This window comes from Bradyrhizobium sp. S3.3.6, from assembly GCF_040546905.1.
In the GTDB taxonomy this organism is placed as follows: Bacteria; Pseudomonadota; Alphaproteobacteria; order Rhizobiales; family Xanthobacteraceae; genus Bradyrhizobium; species Bradyrhizobium cytisi.
In genome coordinates, this window is record NZ_JBEPOT010000014.1 from 46,202 (window position 1) to 63,166 (window position 16,965).

Here is a 16,965-nt window from a genome sequence, read left to right on the forward strand (position 1 = left end):
CGTGACACTCCCCGGAGCCCTGCTGGAGCGATTTGGCGTCGACAAGGACGCGAAGTCGCGGGCGCTCAGAAGCCTGTCTGCAGCCGGCCTAATTCGAGTTGATCAGCAGCGTGGAAGGTCCGCCCGAGTCTCTCCTTGTGGGGTACGCTGATCCGCTCAGAGTCGTGGCACCTATGCGAGCTTCAAACGGGGCTTAAAAGCCGGATATAGCGTGTTGAGTTGATCTAGAGCTAGATTGCTGACTTTAACTAGATCTGGCACGGCGTCCTCCGCGAAAAACTCGGGCGATACAGGCACCTTATGGAATCGATGGAGAGGATTCACACAAATTGCAAACGTGCTCTGACTAACTGCTGACCAGTTGGCGTGAGTGTACGCTGACAAGGCATCATAGTATTTGTCGTAAAATTCCTTCGTATCTCCATCAATAGCCATCTGACGAAGATTTTTGTCCGCCCATGCGCCCAGCTTGATGTCCTGAAATTCCATCCACACGTCTGTATTGGCAAGATCTCTGAGTAATTCCTTCGTAACAAACGCCGGCGCATCTGCCTCATTGTACTTAAGATATGCCAGCTTCGCTTGAGAGGTTCCGTAATTTCGGTATTGCATCCAAATCGTCGGGTCATCTTTCTTGGAGAGGAATTTCAAGATGATCAAAGCCTCGACCGCGCTGCGGAGATTTAGACGGCCTTGAATTGTTTGGCCAACTGATGACTTTACTCCGAGAAGCGTTAAATGCAGTACGTAAAGTACCAATCCGAAAGCGCTTTCTTGCCTGGCATCAACGCCTGTGGTTCCGAGGTGCTGAAAATGATGCTCTACTACTTCTGCGTAGATCTTCTGAACGGCATCAGATAATTCTTTGTGCACGATAAACTCTAGCTCTTTCGCTACCGGCAAGACGCACGTCCAGCGCTCCCAGCATTCTTTCCAGAAGTTGCTCGACCAAGCGGACGCGGACTCGGTATTGGCCATTGCGCGTGTGGCCATTTCGAGGGCCCTCACCCTCGGCGCTGCGAGCTTTGGCTCCTCATTGTCAGGATACCCGACAACGCTCTCAAACGTCTCTTTAAGATGTTCTGCAAAATGCAATTTGGCTTTTGCGTTCTCCGTCATTATCCGAAGCCATCGGCAATCTGTTGCCGCGACGGATTGATGGTCGTATGCCAAGGCGACGGCATCAATCAGCGTGCTCACGGCCTCATCTTTGTTTGTGGGCGCTTCGATCAGGGCGCTCCATCTCACCCTTCCCGGCAGAGTTTCAAGAATCATCAGGGGCGCAAGCGCTTGCTTGACTGCTTCCTCACCGCAAAGGGGCTTGAACATCTCGTCAAATGTGTTTTGGTCGATATCTGCAAGACCGGACAGGTCGAGTAATTTCTTCTCAAATGCAGCTGGATGATTGGCTACGTAATCCAACAGAGTGCGAAATTTGTCGAAGCATTCCTCTCTAACCAATCCGTTCAGCATCAGCGCAGCCCAGAGCATTTCTGGCAGCACCTCATTCACCCATGATGACAGTTGCAAACCGCCCATCTGGTTCATGGGCGGCTGCAAGAGCTTTCCCTTTTGCTTGTGAGCGGCCAGGGACGAGACCTCCATCCCGCCTTTTCCCTTCTTCCTAGCCACTTTGATCTCCTACCAGGACCACCACGTCGCCTCCTCCTGCATGTTCACCACAATTGCCCCAGGGGATTTTAGACGATTGAGCTGAGCTACTTGCGAAACGTGCCTGGCATTGTCACTTGATCCGCCCAGGCAGAGGTATTGCCGCCGCAATATTTCCTCAACACACCTGGCTCAGGATAGGTAACATGCCAGTTGAAGCTGTGTGCTGAGGGATTCTTGCCGCGGTCGTTCAGAAAGCTTCGAACAATGGTCAGCGGCTCATTGTTCTCGAACTTCAGCACCAGCGCCTGAAGCAGATATTGCAGCGACGTTTCCGACAGACGATGCCTGGAAACGTGCTGGCGGTATTTCCGCTCTATCTTGCCCTCATGGTACTTCTCAACCACGAGGCAGATTTCTTTAGGCTTCAAGTCCGGGCAGAGCTTGTGATCTTCGTACATTCACTCTACGCCGCCAAGCTTCCGGATGGTCTGAGTTGTCGTGCAAACCGGCACCGGGATTTGTGGAAGCCACGTTGCGTTGCCCCTGCGCCAGGAGATCCAGAACGCGATGTAACCCGGCTTGAGTACGTCCACAGGCATGTTGTCCTTGAATTTCGGCATGATGAGCAATTCCCTGGTCTCATCGGGCTTCAAGATGAATGTTGGAGCGCTCCTGTCCATCTGCCCTTTAATGATGTTGAGCGTGGTGGAATCCTCGGCAACGAAGTAGACGTTTTTGCGCTCCTTTGATCCCGTGACGACTACATCATAGCTGGTCGTGTTCTTGATCCTGATGAGCACGATCGTTCGGCCGCTTGAGTTGCGTGTCGTGAGAGATGCGACTGGTCGCCCCTTGTAGAAGCGGTCATAGAACGAAGCCACACCGCCCGCCAGCCCAACCAGACCTCCGACCATGCCGATCAGTGCGGGCCATGTCATTTGCTCTGCCATCTACCTTTCCCCCACGGCCTTACGAGAATCGGTGCTACTGCCGCCGCTGCCACGACCCTACCGAAGCGGGCAACAAGTCCGGTCGGCTACCGATCATCAGAATGCAATACATCCAGCCGGTGGTCGAGAAGGTTGTCTCATACATACCACCTGTCGAGCCCCTTAAGCGAAGAGGCAGGTCCCGGGCCTTAACAAGGTCCTCGGAAACTCTTCAGGTCACTTCTTCTCCGGAAATTCCCTTGTGAAAGTCGCCGAGCCGAGATTTGAATTATTGGGCCCAAATGCGGTGACAGTGATTTGATACGAGTGGCTGCCACTCGGCGGACTTGGCGGCGAATAGTTGTTCAGCGCTCCACAAGCTACCGTAGACTGCCCCTTGTACAGCACCGTTCCCCCACCATGATTGTAGCTGGGGACTTGAAGATCGACCATGTGGAATTGCAGTGTGGCTGTCCCCTTCGGCACACCACTCAACGCGAACACTGGAGAGCTGAGACCACACCATCGAAAGCTCATCGAAAATGCCGAGGCATTCGCAGTGCTTAGAGCCAAAATAGCCGTTGCAAAGACTATCAGCCGAACGCGCATTATATCTCCTCCAATTTGGCCGATATCAGAGTTGATTCGTTCCTGTGTTGCAATGTGGCTTGGGGCGAAGTGACCTGCGACGGGTTCGGACTTGGTTATGCGTGGCGAACGACGTTGCCTGGTTATTCCAGCTCTGGCCTGCACCACCCAAGAGCCGAGGGGCCAGAGCTGCAAAGGGCTGGCTAACTATCGTTGATGGCCTAATCCGATGCCGAGCTTCAATGCCTTTTGGCGTAACGAGCCAACCGATCTCTTCGTCAATTTGGCGATCTTGGCTACAGGCGTTTTTGCTTTCGAATGAGCCCGCAACTCCTTCACGTCTTCCTTGGTGTATTCTCGTCTGACTGCCTTCTTTGATTTCTTGGCCATGTCGACTCCGATTAACTGGAGTGGCCTTCTACCATGATTGGCTCGATGAGCAACTTGACTACTTTCATTGGTTAGATCGCCTTCAAAGACTTCGCCTTCGGTCCTCTGCGCTTTGCTTCCATTGGAGTACAGTTAGCTATTAAAGCGCCTCCACATGAGACGCCTTTCGCTTAGCACAGAATGATCGGTTGCCTGAGAGGGGCCTTTCGCCCAGCAATCAAAGTTGGCAGTTGGTCCAATCTATGGAATCAAGCAGCGAGCGTTTCTGCCGCGGCTTGATGAGGTAGTCAGTCCACCCGGAATCGGACCGGTCCTGGACGTCTACCTCGTTATAGCCGAAATCAGTCTTCAGCCATTGGTCTCGAATGATCGCCCTGAAGCGCTCGAAGGAGCAGTGGAAAGGGCGTTCAAATATACAATGATAGTGAAGACGGTGGTCCGCGCTCGTTTCCAATACGCAGACCATTCGCAACCTCTTGCCATGTCTTTTCGCGGCACGGCCCAGAACTCTGGTTTCTAGCCGCACGCGAAAGAGCCGAAGGTTTTCGGACGCAACGATATCATCTGCCGCACGCGCTCCCGCCCGTTTCTTCATGGTCAACGTTACGGCTACCGGATTTTGAAAGGGCACGTCGCCTATTAGTCTCGCTAGGGTGTCGCGATGGGTCCCGGTCGCCGACGTCAGTAACGGATCGGCGGCCAACGTTCAGACTTTCGCAATCGGCAGAGTGTGCGCAGCAGAAAGTGGCGAGCCCTGTCGCTGAGAATGAGAACAGCACTGGCTGGCCCGGTCAGGCGAATCTTTTGCTCGCCCAGTGATGTCAGGCCACCAAGTCGAATCCGATACTTTCCCGTCGTGCGTCGAGCGTAAAGTGCTCGCCGTAAGTCCATCAGTTCCTGATAACTTTTGGGCTTGTTAAGCTGCAGCCATTCGAGAACGTCGGTAGGCAGCGAGTCGGGATAGCGCTGGCGATACGACTTGCGACGTTCTTGCGGTGCAGTTTGTGCGGTCAACAATGGAGAGGATGAATCCTCCGTCTCATCCCAAAGCGATCTGAACTTGATCTTGCTGCCCTCTTCTGGAGGGATCGAACTGCTGCAGGTCACGAGAGCTCTCCACGTTCACGGAGGTCGTTCTCGTATTGCTTGCGCTGCTCCTCAGTGTAGACGCGAGCTGGTCCTGCCGCTCCGTACGTCCCGCCTCGGAATCCGCATTCATGTTGCAGTTTATTGCCGCCATACCGATTGGTTGCCATCCCACGCAGATGCGATGGATAGTTGCCGATAAGGCGCTCTTCAATGTCTGTGGAATTTGAAAATGTAGGTGCTGGATTGTGCCAGCGTAGTGGCTTGCGAACCATGATATCTCCGTTCGGTGCGAATGGGATGCAGTGTTGTCTGCATGTGGAGATATTTAGGTCCACAGCTCAGCGTGCTGTGCGCGGTTGGGAGCAATATCGGTTTGTCGACGACTTGGCTTGAAGCGGTGCAGCGCGGTTCAAGACCGAGGATCAGCTAACGAGCATAATTTTCGATATACCGAAATTCCTCTTGCGCCGTCGGGCAAAACAGTGGTTCATAGGGTGCTGGTAGCCGACGTTAGGAGCCAGCATCCATGACCGACGACACGTCTTCAGAGCTGTCCAAGATTGCCAAGCTCAATGGAGATTTCAGGAGGAACTATGGAACGCTGCTCGGAGCATTCTTGTATCTGCGTTCCGTCAGCGCCGCACGTGGTCGTCCTTGGTTTTGGACTGGCCTGATTTCGATCGCTTGTACGGCGGCGATGTCTTGGCTCGGAAAGCATGGCCTGTCTTGGTTTGTCAGCGGATGAGTTCGCAAAGAGTTAGTACCGCGAACGGTCACGCTTGCTTGGGCGGACAATTCGGCGCGTGTCGTCGATCGCGTCCAGTGCGTCATTGATCACCATAGAGGGTCGGTAGTCTCTGGCCTTGCGACATCGAAAGCTCGGTCACCAGACACAGCCTAGCTCTGAAGCTCACCGATAAGTCTCAGCATCTTGAGCAAAGTCCGCTTGGACTCTCCGAGCTTCTTGGCCACGATCAGATCGCTTCGGCCAGACATCCGCAGTACAGCCTCGAGAACTTCGTCTGAAGTTCGAACGAGATCTACGAGATGTCGGCCCGTCGGACCGTTCTTGGCCGAAAACCAATTCTTTACTGCCCGCTCGTTGGCTCTAGTGAGTGCCACGACCGTCTTAACGGCGGCGTGGGTATCGCCGAATTCTTTATGAAGAGCTTGCGCTATAGTCCGCGTAAATTCGGCGCTTCCGATCTCATTCACCTTGGGCGGATAAGAGTTTACCGGAATCGGCTGAATCTTTCGGTCCTTTTTCGGAGGCGACATTCCGGCCCTCCCTTGGGTACGCTTTGCTATCTCCGACGCTCAACCTGAATTTAGGTTGATCGATGACCAGGTAGTTCTTCCGTGCGACGCGAGAGACAAGCAAACGTCGAAGAGCCAGCCAAAGGACCGGCACGGGCCGCGCAATACGTCCGCATGTCCACAGACCATCAAAAGTATTCGACCGAGAATCAGAAAGATGCGATTGCGGCCTATGCCGCACGCCACAATCTCACGATTGTTCGAACTTACGAGGATGCGGGACGCAGTGGACTACGCATCGAAGGGCGCGATGCTCTCAAGCAACTTATTGAAGACGTTAGGAAACGCCGGGCCGACTACAGCGTCGTAGTCGTCTACGATGTGAGCCGCTGGGGGCGATTCCCTGACGCGGACGAAAGCGCCTACTACGAGTACACCTGCAAGGAGGCAGGCATCAAGGTTCAGTATTGCGCCGAGCAGTTCGAAAACGACGGTAGCCTGTCGTCCACCATCATCAAGAGCATGAAACGGGCGATGGCGGGCGAGTACAGTCGGGAGCTCTCGGCCAAGGTCTTCGCGGGTCAATGCCGCCTAATCGGTCTCGGCTTTAGGCAAGGCGGCTCCCCCGGTTACGGGCTTCGGCGTCAGTTGATAGATGAGCATCGCGTTCCAAAAGCCGATCTTTCGCGCGGCGAATACAAGAGCCTGCAAACCGATCGGGTCATCTTGAAGCCTGGTCCGCCCTACGAAATCGGTGTCGTGCAACGCATATACCGCTGCTTTGTCCTTCAGCTCAAAACAGAAGCCGAGATTGCAGCGATGTTGAATGCTGAAGGCATCGCGAATGAATTCGGCCGCCCGTGGACGCGAGGAACGATCCACCAAATCCTCACAAACGAGAAATACGTTGGGAACAATATCTACAATCGGGTTTCGTTTAAGCTGAAACAGAAGCGCGTCATAAACCCACCGGAGATGTGGATTCGCGCCGATCACGTCTTCGATGCAGTGATCGATAGCGACTTCTTCCTTGCCGCCAAACGCATTATCGACGAGCGCAGCAAGCAACTAACCGATGAGGAAATGTTGGAGCTGCTGACGACACTATTGAAACAGAGGGGACACCTTTCAGGCCTCGTGATCGACGAAGTCGATGAGATGCCATCGAGCTCCGTGTATCGAACGAGATTTGGAAGCCTCGTTCGAGCCTATCAGCTGGTCGGTTACGATCCCGGTCGCGATTATCGGTATATCGAGACGAACCGGGCGCTGCGGACCATGTTTCCGGAAGTGCTTGAGAAAACACTGGCTGGGATACGGCAAGGCGGCGGGACGGTCGAATTCGACGAAATGACGGATATTTTGACGATCAATGGCGAGTTTACGGCTTCGATTGTCATCGCTCGTTGCCAGCACACTCAGGCTGGGTGTCTACGCTGGAAGCTGAGACTCGATACCAGTCTACGCCCTGATATCACGATTGCCATCCGCATGGACGGACAGAATGCTGAAATTCTCGACTACTACCTTCTCCCAGGTATCGACATGTCAAAGGATCGCCTGCGGCTCGCTGAAGAGAACGGAATTTATTTGGATGCGTATCGCTTCGACGATCTCGATATGTTCTTCGGCCTCAGCGCGCGAAATGAGCTAGGAGTTGCCGCATGACCGACGAAACTGCTCCGGAAATCTTTAAAGTTCCTGTTGCCGACATCAAGATAATCAATCCTCGATCCCGCAATAAGCGGATATTCGGTGAGCTTGTGACAAGCATTGCTCATCTTGGTCTCAAAAAGCCTATCACCGTCAGTCGCCGCAACGGTCATGGATATGACCTGGTCTGTGGTCAGGGGCGATTGGAAGCCTTTATCGCGCTCGGCCAAAAGGAAATTCCGGCAATCGTTATCGAAGCCTCCGAAGAGGACTGCTTCGTCATGAGCTTAGTCGAGAACCTCGCACGGCGGCACCATTCGCCCGTGGAGCTGGTCTCGGAGATTGGAAATCTCAAGAAGCGCGGCTATTCGATGGCCCAGATCGCCGCGAAGATCGATTTCAGCACCGAGTACGTCTATGCGATCTGCTACCTGTTGGACAATGGAGAGCAGCGGCTATTGGCGGCGGTGGACAAGGGGCTCATCCCTCACACCATCGCCATAGAGATCGCAAAAGCCAAAGACGGCGATGTTCAGAAAGCGCTCGCGGAGGCGTATGAGGCCAATACTATTCCGGGAAATCAAGTGCTTACGATCCGCAAAATCATCGAACAGCGTAATTTGCTCGGGAAGGCGAAAACCCCGACAGGTCCGCGGCACCAGGCGAAACGCGTAACGTCGGGTGCGCTTGTGCGCGCTTTCAGAAAGGAAGCGGATAGACAACAGCTGCTCGTCAAGAAGGCGGGCCTCGCTCAAGGTCGCCTCCTGTTCGTCGTCAATGCCCTGCGAATGTTGATGGGAGAGGCTCTGTTCGTCAAATTGTTGCAGACGGAGGAGCTACACACGCTTCCGCGTCCTATTGCCGAGCGGCTCCATGCCGCGGGAGGCTAAAGATGGACAATCCCGAGGTTAAGATCGCCTTTCAGGAAGACATTCTCGTCATTCCGATTGGATTAATTCTACCGCTCAAACAGGTTTCGGACGAGACGAAGAAGCTTGTACGATACAAGCGAGTCGCCCAGTCAATTGCTGAAGTTGGATTGATCGAGCCCCTGGTTGTCTCACGGCAACCCGATGAGAACGGGAAATACCTACTGCTGGATGGTCATTGGCGTCGTGCGGCGCTCCTGGATCGAGGCGAAATGAGCGCCCGATGCATTTTGGCTCATGATGATGAAACGTTCACCTACAACAAGCGGGTCAACCATCTCGCGACGATTCAGGAATACTTCATGATCGTGCGTGCGCTCGCGCGTGGCGTGTCGGAAGAGAAGCTTGCGAAGGCGCTGGATGTCAATATTGGTCATATCAAACGGCGGCGAGCGATGCTCGACGGAATAAGCTCGGAAGTGATCGAGATGCTGAAGGATAAGATGGTCAGTCCAGTGACTTTTGATGTGCTTCGCAGGATGGGTCCGATGCGTCAGGTCGAGGTCGCCGAATTGATGCTGTCGGCCTCGAATTTCACCGTCGGTTATGCGCGAGCTCTCTTGGCCGCGACCAAACAGATTGATTTGGCCAAGCCCGAACGAATGAAAAAGATCGATGGTATGACGCCCGAGCAGATCGCCCGAATGGAACGCGAAATGAGTGTGCTCCAACAGGACTTCAAGGCGGTCGAATCCTCATACGGTGAAGACGTTCTGCATCTCGTGATTGCTTGCGGATACATCGTCAAGCTGGTCGGCAACAAGAAGGTGGAGCGCTATCTCGACCAAAACCATCCGGAGATCCTTGAAGAGTTCCGGTCAATCGTCTCTGTAACCTCGCTAGACAGCCCGGGGCACACCGACGCAACAGCGGCCAAAAGGTAAGAGCTCCCCCATGCCGATTAATCCGGGATCTATGCGACATATCCAGCAGGGTTAGCCTGCAGATCTCCTTGCCTGAACGCGACTAACCTCTCGTTCTAGCAGGAATAGAAGAGCCCATTACGCATTTGCTGATGTTTGGCCTAAAGGTAGGCTTGCCCGTTGCCCAAGTGCCGAATTCAGAAGACGGCGGCTCCATCAACAACGAGGAGCCCATCATGGCACGAACGACTATCTCTCTGGTTTCCGTACAGAAGCCGACCGCCAACACTCCGGTCCTTCAGCGGCGCAACAAATTTACGTCCAGCATTGATCAGCAGATCACGAAGATTTCTCTCTTCCGTGAGGGAAAGCGAATCGCGAGGGAGGCCTTCTGGGTTGATTCCAATGGAGCCGTGTTCTTCCAGCTACGTTACGGGAAGCAGCCGCTGGAGCTGGAGAAGGGAAAGAGCACGCTCAAGGCTGTGGGCACCGGCAATGGTGCTTGGGACGATTTGGTCGAGCAGTTGGAGCAGATCAAAACGCTCGCGGTTGCTGGCGGTTTGGACGATGCACTCTCGGCGTGCGCCAATGCAGTGCGCTCGAACTTCAAGACTGCGAAGGACAAAAAGGCTGGCAAGGGCTAACTCGCTGTTGTCCATCATCGGCTTTTGGTCAGACCCTCCTTCGGTTTAATACCGAGGAGGGTTTCTCATGATGCGGTCCAGGCCGGAAAAGATCCCGACTGACCCTCGACCGACTTTCCTAAGCTTTCTTAGTGGCCCTGCGGGTCGGACGTTCAAGAAAGTCGGCTGGCTCGGCTTGGAGCACCTTCGAAATCTTCACGAGAACCTCCAGGCCCACCCAGGTAGACCCTTTCTCCAGTTTGCTGATGTAGGTGCGGTTGACGTCGGCCTCATAGGCAAGCGTCTCCTGAGAGAATCCCCGCTCCCGCCTGATCCTCCGCAAGTTAGCCGCAACCACCTGGCGCCAATCCATGGGCCAAAATGAGCAGCCTGTCGCTTATTGACCCACCGCTTTAAATCGACAAAATGCTAGGATCGGAGGAAAGTATGAAGTCCAAAATTTCGATTTTTCTGATTGGCTCTTTGCTCTGCGGCACGGCCGCATCGGCGCAACAGCAAAACATTGCTGCTCGGGTGTGGAATGCCCTCCCACCTGTATTCCGGACGTGTGTTGATAACCAGCTTCGTCAGCAGCAGGGCTCGAACCTGGAATCGCTGATAGCGTCAGGTATTCGTCCGTCGGATCCGAGGCTCACAGGAATACAGGAGTTTTGTAACAGCGCCGCCGGAGCCGAGTCTGTCGCACATCCTTCTTCCGGAGGCCTCGACAGGTCGGTAGTTGAGTTCGCCGAGTGGATGAACACCGCCATCCTGGCGAAACCGGCCTACGCCAAAGCATTCGCTCAGTGCCGCGAGGTCGTCGGACTCTACCAAGATAAGGTATTAAGCCGATTGCAAGCCGCCGAGGCCGGAGCAACATCGAAAAGCGATCAGATCCGAATCCGCGCGGTCAAAGATGACCTTGGGTCCAAAAGGGGCACCGCTGCTACAGTCGCTTGCATTAAGCAATTCGTTGCCTCGCTGGCTATCGCCAATGCGTCGAGCGGATTCTATGCTGATCAGCTAGGCGCACTGAATGGGAAGCTACTCAACAATGGCATCAATCTGAAACAGGCCGCTGCGGCAAAGGTCGATGATATGACTGACCAAGGCCTGGCTCAGTTAGCGGCAAAAATTGGCCTAGAGAATTTCCAGGTACAAGAGCTACAGGCCGATATCGACTCTGTCGGCCAGTATGGGTCGGGATCGGGGCCGCTGACATGCTTGCTGCCAGCCGATTGGGTAGGCGTTGAACCAGGCGGCTATTCGCCTTGCCATGGCTCCTATCTTGAGAAGAAGATTGCTGAAGTGGCAGCCCTGCTCAAGGGGAAGTAATTGCTTCGTCGTCGATCGAATGGAGCAGCCCACCTCCCATTCATCGCGTCGGTGGGCGCAATGCAGCGACAAGTCCGGAGCCAGAATAAAGCGAAGCCGCTTGCCAGCGTAACCCGACGCGATTGTCGCCCAAAGCGGCCATCCGCGACAAAGTGTCGGTCGAGTACCACGACGTACTACACTAGGCAGAATGAGAGCGCCTCATCCGACAGGCGCGGCACTTGCGCCAATTTATGGTCGAGAGCGAATGCCGGCTGCCGTAGAGCATGAAGCATGCGTCGCATTGCGACGCAGCATTTGCACGCGGTGAGTGCAACGACCATCGAGACGTGATATCCTGTGGTCTTCGTCCTCAAGCTGCAATGAGGATTATTTGAGCCGGCGGGGTTCATAGTTGGCACGCGGCGCTGCTCGGTTCGCCAACCAAGCGGGTGGATGCCGCTTCGCGGAACTTGAAGTGCAAATTCAGACCAAATTCAAACGTACGTGGTTGGAGTGGCGCAGAACATTCTTTACAAGAAACCGAGGCTGGCGCGCTTCGGCGGAAAACTCTTCGAGTGCGGTCGAGCAGCGCTTGAGGCAAGTCATTGATACGTATCTCCAGCCTACCGGGAGACCCGCCTAATCGCTTACACTACCGCTAGTTGACAGCAACCATGCGCCTGATTCGGAATCGGGCAGCGCGGCGTTTGGGCCCCTATCGCGTCGGAGGCGACCCGTGAATTCGCCAAGAAAGCCTCGGGAGCAATCTAGTGGCACCATCGGCGGTCCAATCAGCTGGACAGTCGATCTGCTGACCAAAGCGATAAGCGAAGTGCCCGTACTCCGCTATTTGTGGGGCGTCGTGGCGTTGGCCGCGGTCGTCGCGATCGTAAGCTTCTTGAACAAAATAACATGGATTAGCTTTGTCGCCATGGTGGCAGCGTTCGTAGCGATGCTGCTCTTTTACGTATTCGCTCAGTTTCAGAGGTCGAGTGATATCGTCGTCCGTTGGGTGGGACGTCTTCTTCTTATCATTACATTGACGGTCTTCGGATTCGTTATCGGGTCATCAATGTGGCTGGCAATGTATTGTAAGCCGCCGTTGTTAGCGTACTTGTACGGGGTTGCGGACTTTTGCCAAAGCAGAATTGGAGCTCCCGGGGCAGCGGGCGAGACGACGAAGCGGTCAGCCTTTCGTAACTTTGTACAAAAACGAGGCGTTTGGGTCGGCGTGGACGAATTGCCCGATGCACACACCAAACACCTTAGGCAATTCTACGAGTTCACCTCACTCGGTGATCGGCTACTTGAAGTACGCTCGACAAATGGCTCAGGTACCTGCTCGGTGGATGAGTTTAACGGCGTCACGGGTGACGAATACGGCGGCGCATGTTCTGCTGCTGGGGCTTGCAGGGTCAAATTTTCATACAAAGAGGACGGCTCGGTCGATACCCAGGACCTCCTTGATCAGGCCGGAAACTCTTTAGAGAAACTTCAATATGCGACACCCAGCGTTGGCCAATTCATAGATGCCGTCTTCCCCTGCGATCATGGCCGTTCCGGAATCCGGTTGCTTCGTTATGAATTGGTGAGTGCCGGGGACAATATTGGTCTGACTGAAACCGTGCGTTTCCTTGACAAAGATAGCCATCCGCGGCCCAACGACGCGGGGTTTTACGGCCTTAGGATAAAATACCAATCCGGGCGAGAAATCGAACGCACAAAACTGGGGCCTCATGGCGAGAACTTCGCTCCTGGCTCCAAGCCTAGCATAGAGAGGGTGCAGTACTCAGAGGCCGGCCTAAAGATCTCTAAATCGTACTTTGATGTTGATGGAACACCATCAACTGACGGCGGCGTGCATCGCGAGGAAATCAAATACGATGAATGGGGCAATGCTATCGAGTCTCGTAACCTAAATGTAAACGGAGAACCGGTCCGTCACAGCGACCAGAAGACAGCTGGCGTCAGATACAAATACGACGAGCGAGGAAACAGAATTGAGGAGCGATACTTTGGGACGGACGGTCAGCCCACCATGTTTAACGACGTAGAAGATGACGTTACCAACCGTTACGCCGGGTATCGGCGATTATTCGATGCTCGAGCTAATCAAGTCTCTGGCTGCTTTCTGAATCAAGATGGTGCAGTGATGCTAACTGCAAAAGGGTATGCTTGTCGGAACAACAAGTTCGACGAGCGCAACCTCGAAATTGAACAAGCATTTGTCACGGCCGATGGATTGCCGGTAGTTTCGCCCCTGGGTTACGCAGTACGTCTCACAAAACACGACGCGAAACTGAACGTCACCGAACACTCGTTCTTAGGGCCAGATCGCGCACCAATCATCAACCTTTATGAAGGCGCCACGTTAGTAAGGTTCACCTACGACGAAAGAAATAAGAAGATCGCATCTGGATCTTTCGACAGTGATGGAAAGCCAACTGCGGGAACGGATGGGACTGCATCGTGGAAAGCCGAATACGACGAGCGAGGCAATGAGCTCGAGCTGAGAAAATCGAACCTCGAAGGGATTCCGGGGGTAGATCGGGAAGGGGTGGCTGGCTGGCGCAACAAATACGATGGGAATGGCAATCTTGTTCGACGAGTGTATCTCGGACTGAAAGGACAGCCGGTTTCCAGCAGTAACGGTTATGCATCTGTTGCGATGACTATAGACGAGCACGGAAACGAGATTCGCCGGGATTATTTTGGTGAAGATGGCGCGGCAACAATTGTCCCAGAGAAGGACGCCGCAGCGTCCACTATGAAATACGACAAGCGAGGAAACATAATAGAGCTGGTGAACCTTGGGCTTGGTGGTGAGCCCGTTGGTACCGGAGCCGTATTCGTACGCCGCCTCGAATACGACGATGCGAGCAGGATCATAAGTCGCGCTTTCTTCGGCCGGGACGGAAAACGCACGGTCAATTCTCAGGGGATTGGGGGTTGGCGATCGAAATATGACGAACGCGGAAATGAAGTTCAGAATGACTACATCGATACGCTAGGAAATGCCACCACAGACAAGGTCGGCGCGGCCGGATGGCGAGCGAAGTTCGATGATCTCGATCAAGAAATCGAACGGTTTTATGTCGACCAGAATGGAAGTCTCGTGCCCGACAGCAATGGGGTGGCTGTATACAGGTGGTCCTACGACGTACGTGGAAATCAAATCTCGAATCAGTACTATGGAAGAGACGGCAAGCGCGTAATCGGAAACGACAAGATTGCCGGCACTCGATCAGAATACGAAAAGAGAAACAAGAAAATCAGTCATTTCAATTTGGGAATTGATGGTGAGCCACTATTGGGCGAAGATCACACTGCTGGCTGGCGAAAGACTTATGACCCCAAGGGCAATCAAGTGGAGGTGAGTTATCTTGATGCCAAGGGTGCAAAGGTGGCGACAAATACTGGTGAAGCTATGGTCCGCTACGAGTATGACGATCGCGGACGTGAAGTCATACGACGACTATTTGATGTGTCCGGAGATCCTGTTGCTGCTGAAGACACGGGCCGTGCGATCATCCGAACATACTACAACAGTCAAAACTTGAAGCTGCGCGAGAGCAGCTTTGACGCTGCGGGCAATCCGGTAAATCGCCTGGATGAGAAGTGGCATTCCAAGGAATGGATTTATGACGACAACGGCCGCCTGCTTAAAACAGTTTTAAAAGATAGCAATGGGATAGAGCTAACCAATTCAGACAGTAACAAGTGAACCGCTCAGTTCGAAAGGATTCGTCTCAAGCGATGAAACGTGTCCGCGCATTCTGCGTCATTTTCGAGCGGAAGCATGATCTTTCGCTAGAGCATTGGAGAAATGCTTCGATTTAGCTCAGCACCGTCGGGATAATTCTTTGCAAGCTCTTCGGGTTATCGAACACGTCCCGAAGCGGGCAATCGATGCGTGAGCAGGGTCCATGCAATGCTATGACGCATCGTCAAACATAATCGCTGGTTTATGTTTTAGCTCCTCAACGATTCATCCTGAAGCACTTCTGATCTGCTCAATCCTTCGGCCTCAGTAAGGTTCTCAAAACTTCTAATAGGAAACGGGCCGACATGTTGGCTGCGTAGAGCTGATAGTCGTCGGCCTTCTTGTCGTCCCCAAAATCTGAAACGGCCTTGGCCGCAATGCATTGTGGCCTCGGCATGCTCGCTATATGGCATGCATACATTACAGAGTAGACTTCCATATCTACCGCTTTCAGGTCCTTGTGATGCTGCAGTATCTTTTCGACTGCCGCTCGGCTTTGAAGGACCGCCGCTCCCGACGCAAAGGCCCCCACGTGAATTTGTGGGGTGTTGCTTGGCTTATTGTCGGAAAATGCGTCTGCAAATGGTTTGAGGAGATCAGGTTTCGCTTTAAGTTCGATTGCTAGCGCTCGAAGACTTTCGTCAAGACGCATCTGGTATTGCGCCGGATGGAAAAACTCTTCCCCGTCTGTACCAAGTTTTGTTTTGCCGCTACCCCAGTCCCACGAGGGGTCTGCGACCACAATGTCGCCCAGCTCGACACGGCCTTTCACTCCGGCGCAGATTCCGATCATTACTACATAACGCGGCCGAAAGGCGTGAATGGCTTTCGTTGTTGCGATAGCAGCGCTCGACAACCCCTTATCCGAAGCTGCGACGCATACGATATCAAAAACGCATTCGTCCCTTTCATACTTAGCTCGGAAGTATCTTGACGCATCGAACCTTACACTCGCTTCCTCCCAACTGAGAGGAAGCGAGAGGACCGCTCTTAACTCGGGATCTTCCAAGGCAGCTACCACAAGGACGTCTGACCTATAGGTCACTCCATCATTTGCGTACGGAGGTACAATCTGGTCCAGAATCAGCCTAACGGTCGCAACAAGTCTCTCTTTCCATGCGTTATCTGAAAAGCTGAAAGGGATTATGGTCCAGATTAAGTTATTGAACTCCGTCTGCGCTAGTTCGTACGACGCGTCATAGGCAGTTGTACCTATGATGTAGGTTGGCCGATGCTCTTTTCCGCGTCCTTTTAGCCATCGCAACACTTCCAAACCCCCGCCAGGCTCTGGTTGCTTGTCTGCTCGCCTGGGCAGGTGAATATCGAGAATTAGGAGATCGTATCCCTTATCTCTCAGCTTGCGTTTCGCGTCGGCGACGTCGGTGGAGATATCAAGCATGTCCTCCGCAATCGTCGGGACGCTCAGGATTGCCTCCGCGACAGTGGTGCGCTTGTGCGCATCGTCTTCAACAAGTAGGATCTTGATCATTGATGTTGCTCCTGAGCCTTGCGCAGCAAGCTCAGTAGTTGCCGCTCCCACTTGCTGCCGGTTTGGCTGAAGAACACAGCACCGAGGAAGATGTCAGGAAACTCCTCTGCGCATTTATCCTTTAGCTCGTCAAAAGTGAACTTCGCGTCGCCTGTACCGAACCCGCCGAGAGCGCTGACAACGATCACCTTTGAAGCGATCTTCTTACGGCGCATCTTCCTTAGAATATCGTACCCTCCCAGGGGGCGCGGACGACCGATCCGCGCAGTTGTCGATGCATTATAAGTTGGTAATGTCATGTCCAATAGTATGACGTCAAAGCTCTCCGTCTCGATCCTGCGCAGACCGTTGTGATAGGACCGCTCTAGCTTCGGTATGACCTTTGGATAAGCTGCTTTCAGGAACAACAACAGGCGCTCGCTTTTCAGCTTATCGTCTTCAATAACCAGAATTTCCATTTC

At 53.7% G+C, this 16,965-nt stretch carries 18 protein-coding genes; 7 read left to right on the forward strand and 11 right to left on the reverse strand.

The features are described 5' to 3' along the window. Positions 1–171: 171 nt before the first annotated feature. From ABID59_RS30875 to ABID59_RS30900, 7 genes are all read right to left on the reverse strand, one after another. Positions 172–1,632, reverse strand: a complete 1,461-nt coding sequence (locus ABID59_RS30875) for a DUF5677 domain-containing protein (RefSeq protein WP_354085873.1) — start codon at positions 1,630–1,632, stop codon at positions 172–174. A gap of 86 nt (positions 1,633–1,718) precedes the next feature. Continuing rightward, on the reverse strand, positions 1,719–2,072 hold the full coding sequence (locus ABID59_RS30880; protein WP_354085874.1) for a hypothetical protein: 354 nt from the start codon (positions 2,070–2,072) through the stop codon (positions 1,719–1,721). Next, a complete protein-coding gene (locus tag ABID59_RS30885) occupies positions 2,073–2,564 on the reverse strand; it encodes a hypothetical protein (RefSeq protein ID WP_354085876.1) in 492 nt (163 codons plus the stop codon). Between the two features lie 216 nt (positions 2,565–2,780). Beyond that, positions 2,781–3,152: a phospholipid-binding protein gene (locus tag ABID59_RS30890; protein WP_354085877.1), complete on the reverse strand. Its 372-nt coding sequence runs from the start codon at positions 3,150–3,152 to the stop codon at positions 2,781–2,783. A 186-nt stretch (positions 3,153–3,338) separates the two neighbouring features. Beyond that, positions 3,339–3,521, reverse strand: coding sequence for a hypothetical protein (locus tag ABID59_RS30895; RefSeq protein WP_354085878.1), 183 nt, complete (start codon positions 3,519–3,521; stop codon positions 3,339–3,341). A gap of 217 nt (positions 3,522–3,738) precedes the next feature. Next, a complete protein-coding gene (locus tag ABID59_RS37485) occupies positions 3,739–4,152 on the reverse strand; it encodes a rolling circle replication-associated protein (RefSeq protein WP_502916841.1) in 414 nt (137 codons plus the stop codon). Between the two features lie 50 nt (positions 4,153–4,202). After that, positions 4,203–4,628: a hypothetical protein gene (locus ABID59_RS30900; RefSeq protein ID WP_354085879.1), complete on the reverse strand. Its 426-nt coding sequence runs from the start codon at positions 4,626–4,628 to the stop codon at positions 4,203–4,205. 508 nt (positions 4,629–5,136) lie between these two features. Between ABID59_RS30900 and ABID59_RS30905 the strand changes: the two genes are divergently transcribed. Then, positions 5,137–5,355, forward strand: coding sequence for a hypothetical protein (locus tag ABID59_RS30905; RefSeq protein ID WP_354085880.1), 219 nt, complete (start codon positions 5,137–5,139; stop codon positions 5,353–5,355). A 152-nt stretch (positions 5,356–5,507) separates the two neighbouring features. On the opposite strand, the gene ABID59_RS30910 is transcribed toward ABID59_RS30905, so the two are convergent. Continuing rightward, positions 5,508–5,888, reverse strand: coding sequence for a hypothetical protein (locus ABID59_RS30910; protein WP_354085881.1), 381 nt, complete (start codon positions 5,886–5,888; stop codon positions 5,508–5,510). 81 nt (positions 5,889–5,969) lie between these two features. Between ABID59_RS30910 and ABID59_RS30915 the strand changes: the two genes are divergently transcribed. The 4 genes from ABID59_RS30915 (at position 5,970) to ABID59_RS30930 (ending at position 9,956) form a co-directional block, all read left to right on the forward strand. After that, a complete protein-coding gene (locus ABID59_RS30915) occupies positions 5,970–7,535 on the forward strand; it encodes a recombinase family protein (protein WP_354085882.1) in 1,566 nt (521 codons plus the stop codon). Beyond that, positions 7,532–8,410 (forward strand): plasmid partitioning protein RepB C-terminal domain-containing protein, encoded by an 879-nt coding sequence (locus tag ABID59_RS30920; protein WP_354085883.1) that lies wholly within the window; start codon positions 7,532–7,534, stop codon positions 8,408–8,410. The genes ABID59_RS30915 and ABID59_RS30920 overlap by 4 nt, the downstream gene beginning before the upstream one ends. A 2-nt stretch (positions 8,411–8,412) precedes the next feature. Further along, the gene (locus ABID59_RS30925; RefSeq protein WP_354085884.1) at positions 8,413–9,333 is read left to right on the forward strand and encodes a plasmid partitioning protein RepB C-terminal domain-containing protein; all 921 of its coding nucleotides are present in this window, start codon (positions 8,413–8,415) and stop codon (positions 9,331–9,333) included. A gap of 215 nt (positions 9,334–9,548) precedes the next feature. Further along, entirely contained in the window at positions 9,549–9,956 is a 408-nt protein-coding gene (locus tag ABID59_RS30930) for a hypothetical protein (protein WP_354085885.1), read from the forward strand. Between the two features lie 118 nt (positions 9,957–10,074). On the opposite strand, the gene ABID59_RS30935 is transcribed toward ABID59_RS30930, so the two are convergent. Next, positions 10,075–10,308 (reverse strand): helix-turn-helix domain-containing protein, encoded by a 234-nt coding sequence (locus tag ABID59_RS30935; RefSeq protein ID WP_354085886.1) that lies wholly within the window; start codon positions 10,306–10,308, stop codon positions 10,075–10,077. Between the two features lie 74 nt (positions 10,309–10,382). Here ABID59_RS30935 and ABID59_RS30940 point away from each other — a divergent pair, with 74 nt between their 5' ends. Further along, on the forward strand, positions 10,383–11,270 hold the full coding sequence (locus ABID59_RS30940; RefSeq protein WP_354085887.1) for a hypothetical protein: 888 nt from the start codon (positions 10,383–10,385) through the stop codon (positions 11,268–11,270). A 718-nt stretch (positions 11,271–11,988) separates the two neighbouring features. Further along, complete coding sequence (locus ABID59_RS30945) at positions 11,989–14,976, forward strand: RHS repeat domain-containing protein (RefSeq protein ID WP_354085888.1); 2,988 nt, start codon at positions 11,989–11,991, stop codon at positions 14,974–14,976. A 289-nt stretch (positions 14,977–15,265) separates the two neighbouring features. Here ABID59_RS30945 and ABID59_RS30950 read toward each other — a convergent pair whose 3' ends face one another. Together ABID59_RS30950 and ABID59_RS30955 are read right to left on the reverse strand one after the other, a co-directional pair. Further along, entirely contained in the window at positions 15,266–16,504 is a 1,239-nt protein-coding gene (locus ABID59_RS30950) for a phosphorylase family protein (protein WP_354085889.1), read from the reverse strand. Beyond that, entirely contained in the window at positions 16,501–16,962 is a 462-nt protein-coding gene (locus ABID59_RS30955; protein ID WP_354085890.1) for a response regulator, read from the reverse strand. Before ABID59_RS30955 ends, ABID59_RS30950 begins: the two co-directional genes overlap by 4 nt. Between the last annotated feature and the right edge of the window lie 3 nt (positions 16,963–16,965).

Bases quoted from the DNA above. Each gene is read 5' to 3' on its own strand.
- ABID59_RS30955 (WP_354085890.1), bottom strand. From the start codon at position 16,962: ATGGAAATTCTGGTTATTGAAGACGATAAGCTGAAAAGCGAGCGCCTG.
- ABID59_RS30925 (WP_354085884.1), top strand. From the start codon at position 8,413: ATGGACAATCCCGAGGTTAAGATCGCCTTTCAGGAAGACATTCTCGTC.
- ABID59_RS30890 (WP_354085877.1), bottom strand. From the start codon at position 3,152: ATGCGCGTTCGGCTGATAGTCTTTGCAACGGCTATTTTGGCTCTAAGC.
- ABID59_RS30910 (WP_354085881.1), bottom strand. From the start codon at position 5,888: ATGTCGCCTCCGAAAAAGGACCGAAAGATTCAGCCGATTCCGGTAAAC.
- ABID59_RS30880 (WP_354085874.1), bottom strand. From the start codon at position 2,072: ATGTACGAAGATCACAAGCTCTGCCCGGACTTGAAGCCTAAAGAAATC.
- ABID59_RS30905 (WP_354085880.1), top strand. From the start codon at position 5,137: ATGACCGACGACACGTCTTCAGAGCTGTCCAAGATTGCCAAGCTCAAT.
- ABID59_RS30935 (WP_354085886.1), bottom strand. From the start codon at position 10,308: ATGGATTGGCGCCAGGTGGTTGCGGCTAACTTGCGGAGGATCAGGCGG.
- ABID59_RS30895 (WP_354085878.1), bottom strand. From the start codon at position 3,521: ATGGCCAAGAAATCAAAGAAGGCAGTCAGACGAGAATACACCAAGGAA.
- ABID59_RS30950 (WP_354085889.1), bottom strand. From the start codon at position 16,504: ATGATCAAGATCCTACTTGTTGAAGACGATGCGCACAAGCGCACCACT.
- ABID59_RS30930 (WP_354085885.1), top strand. From the start codon at position 9,549: ATGGCACGAACGACTATCTCTCTGGTTTCCGTACAGAAGCCGACCGCC.
- ABID59_RS30885 (WP_354085876.1), bottom strand. From the start codon at position 2,564: ATGGCAGAGCAAATGACATGGCCCGCACTGATCGGCATGGTCGGAGGT.
- ABID59_RS30940 (WP_354085887.1), top strand. From the start codon at position 10,383: ATGAAGTCCAAAATTTCGATTTTTCTGATTGGCTCTTTGCTCTGCGGC.
- ABID59_RS30920 (WP_354085883.1), top strand. From the start codon at position 7,532: ATGACCGACGAAACTGCTCCGGAAATCTTTAAAGTTCCTGTTGCCGAC.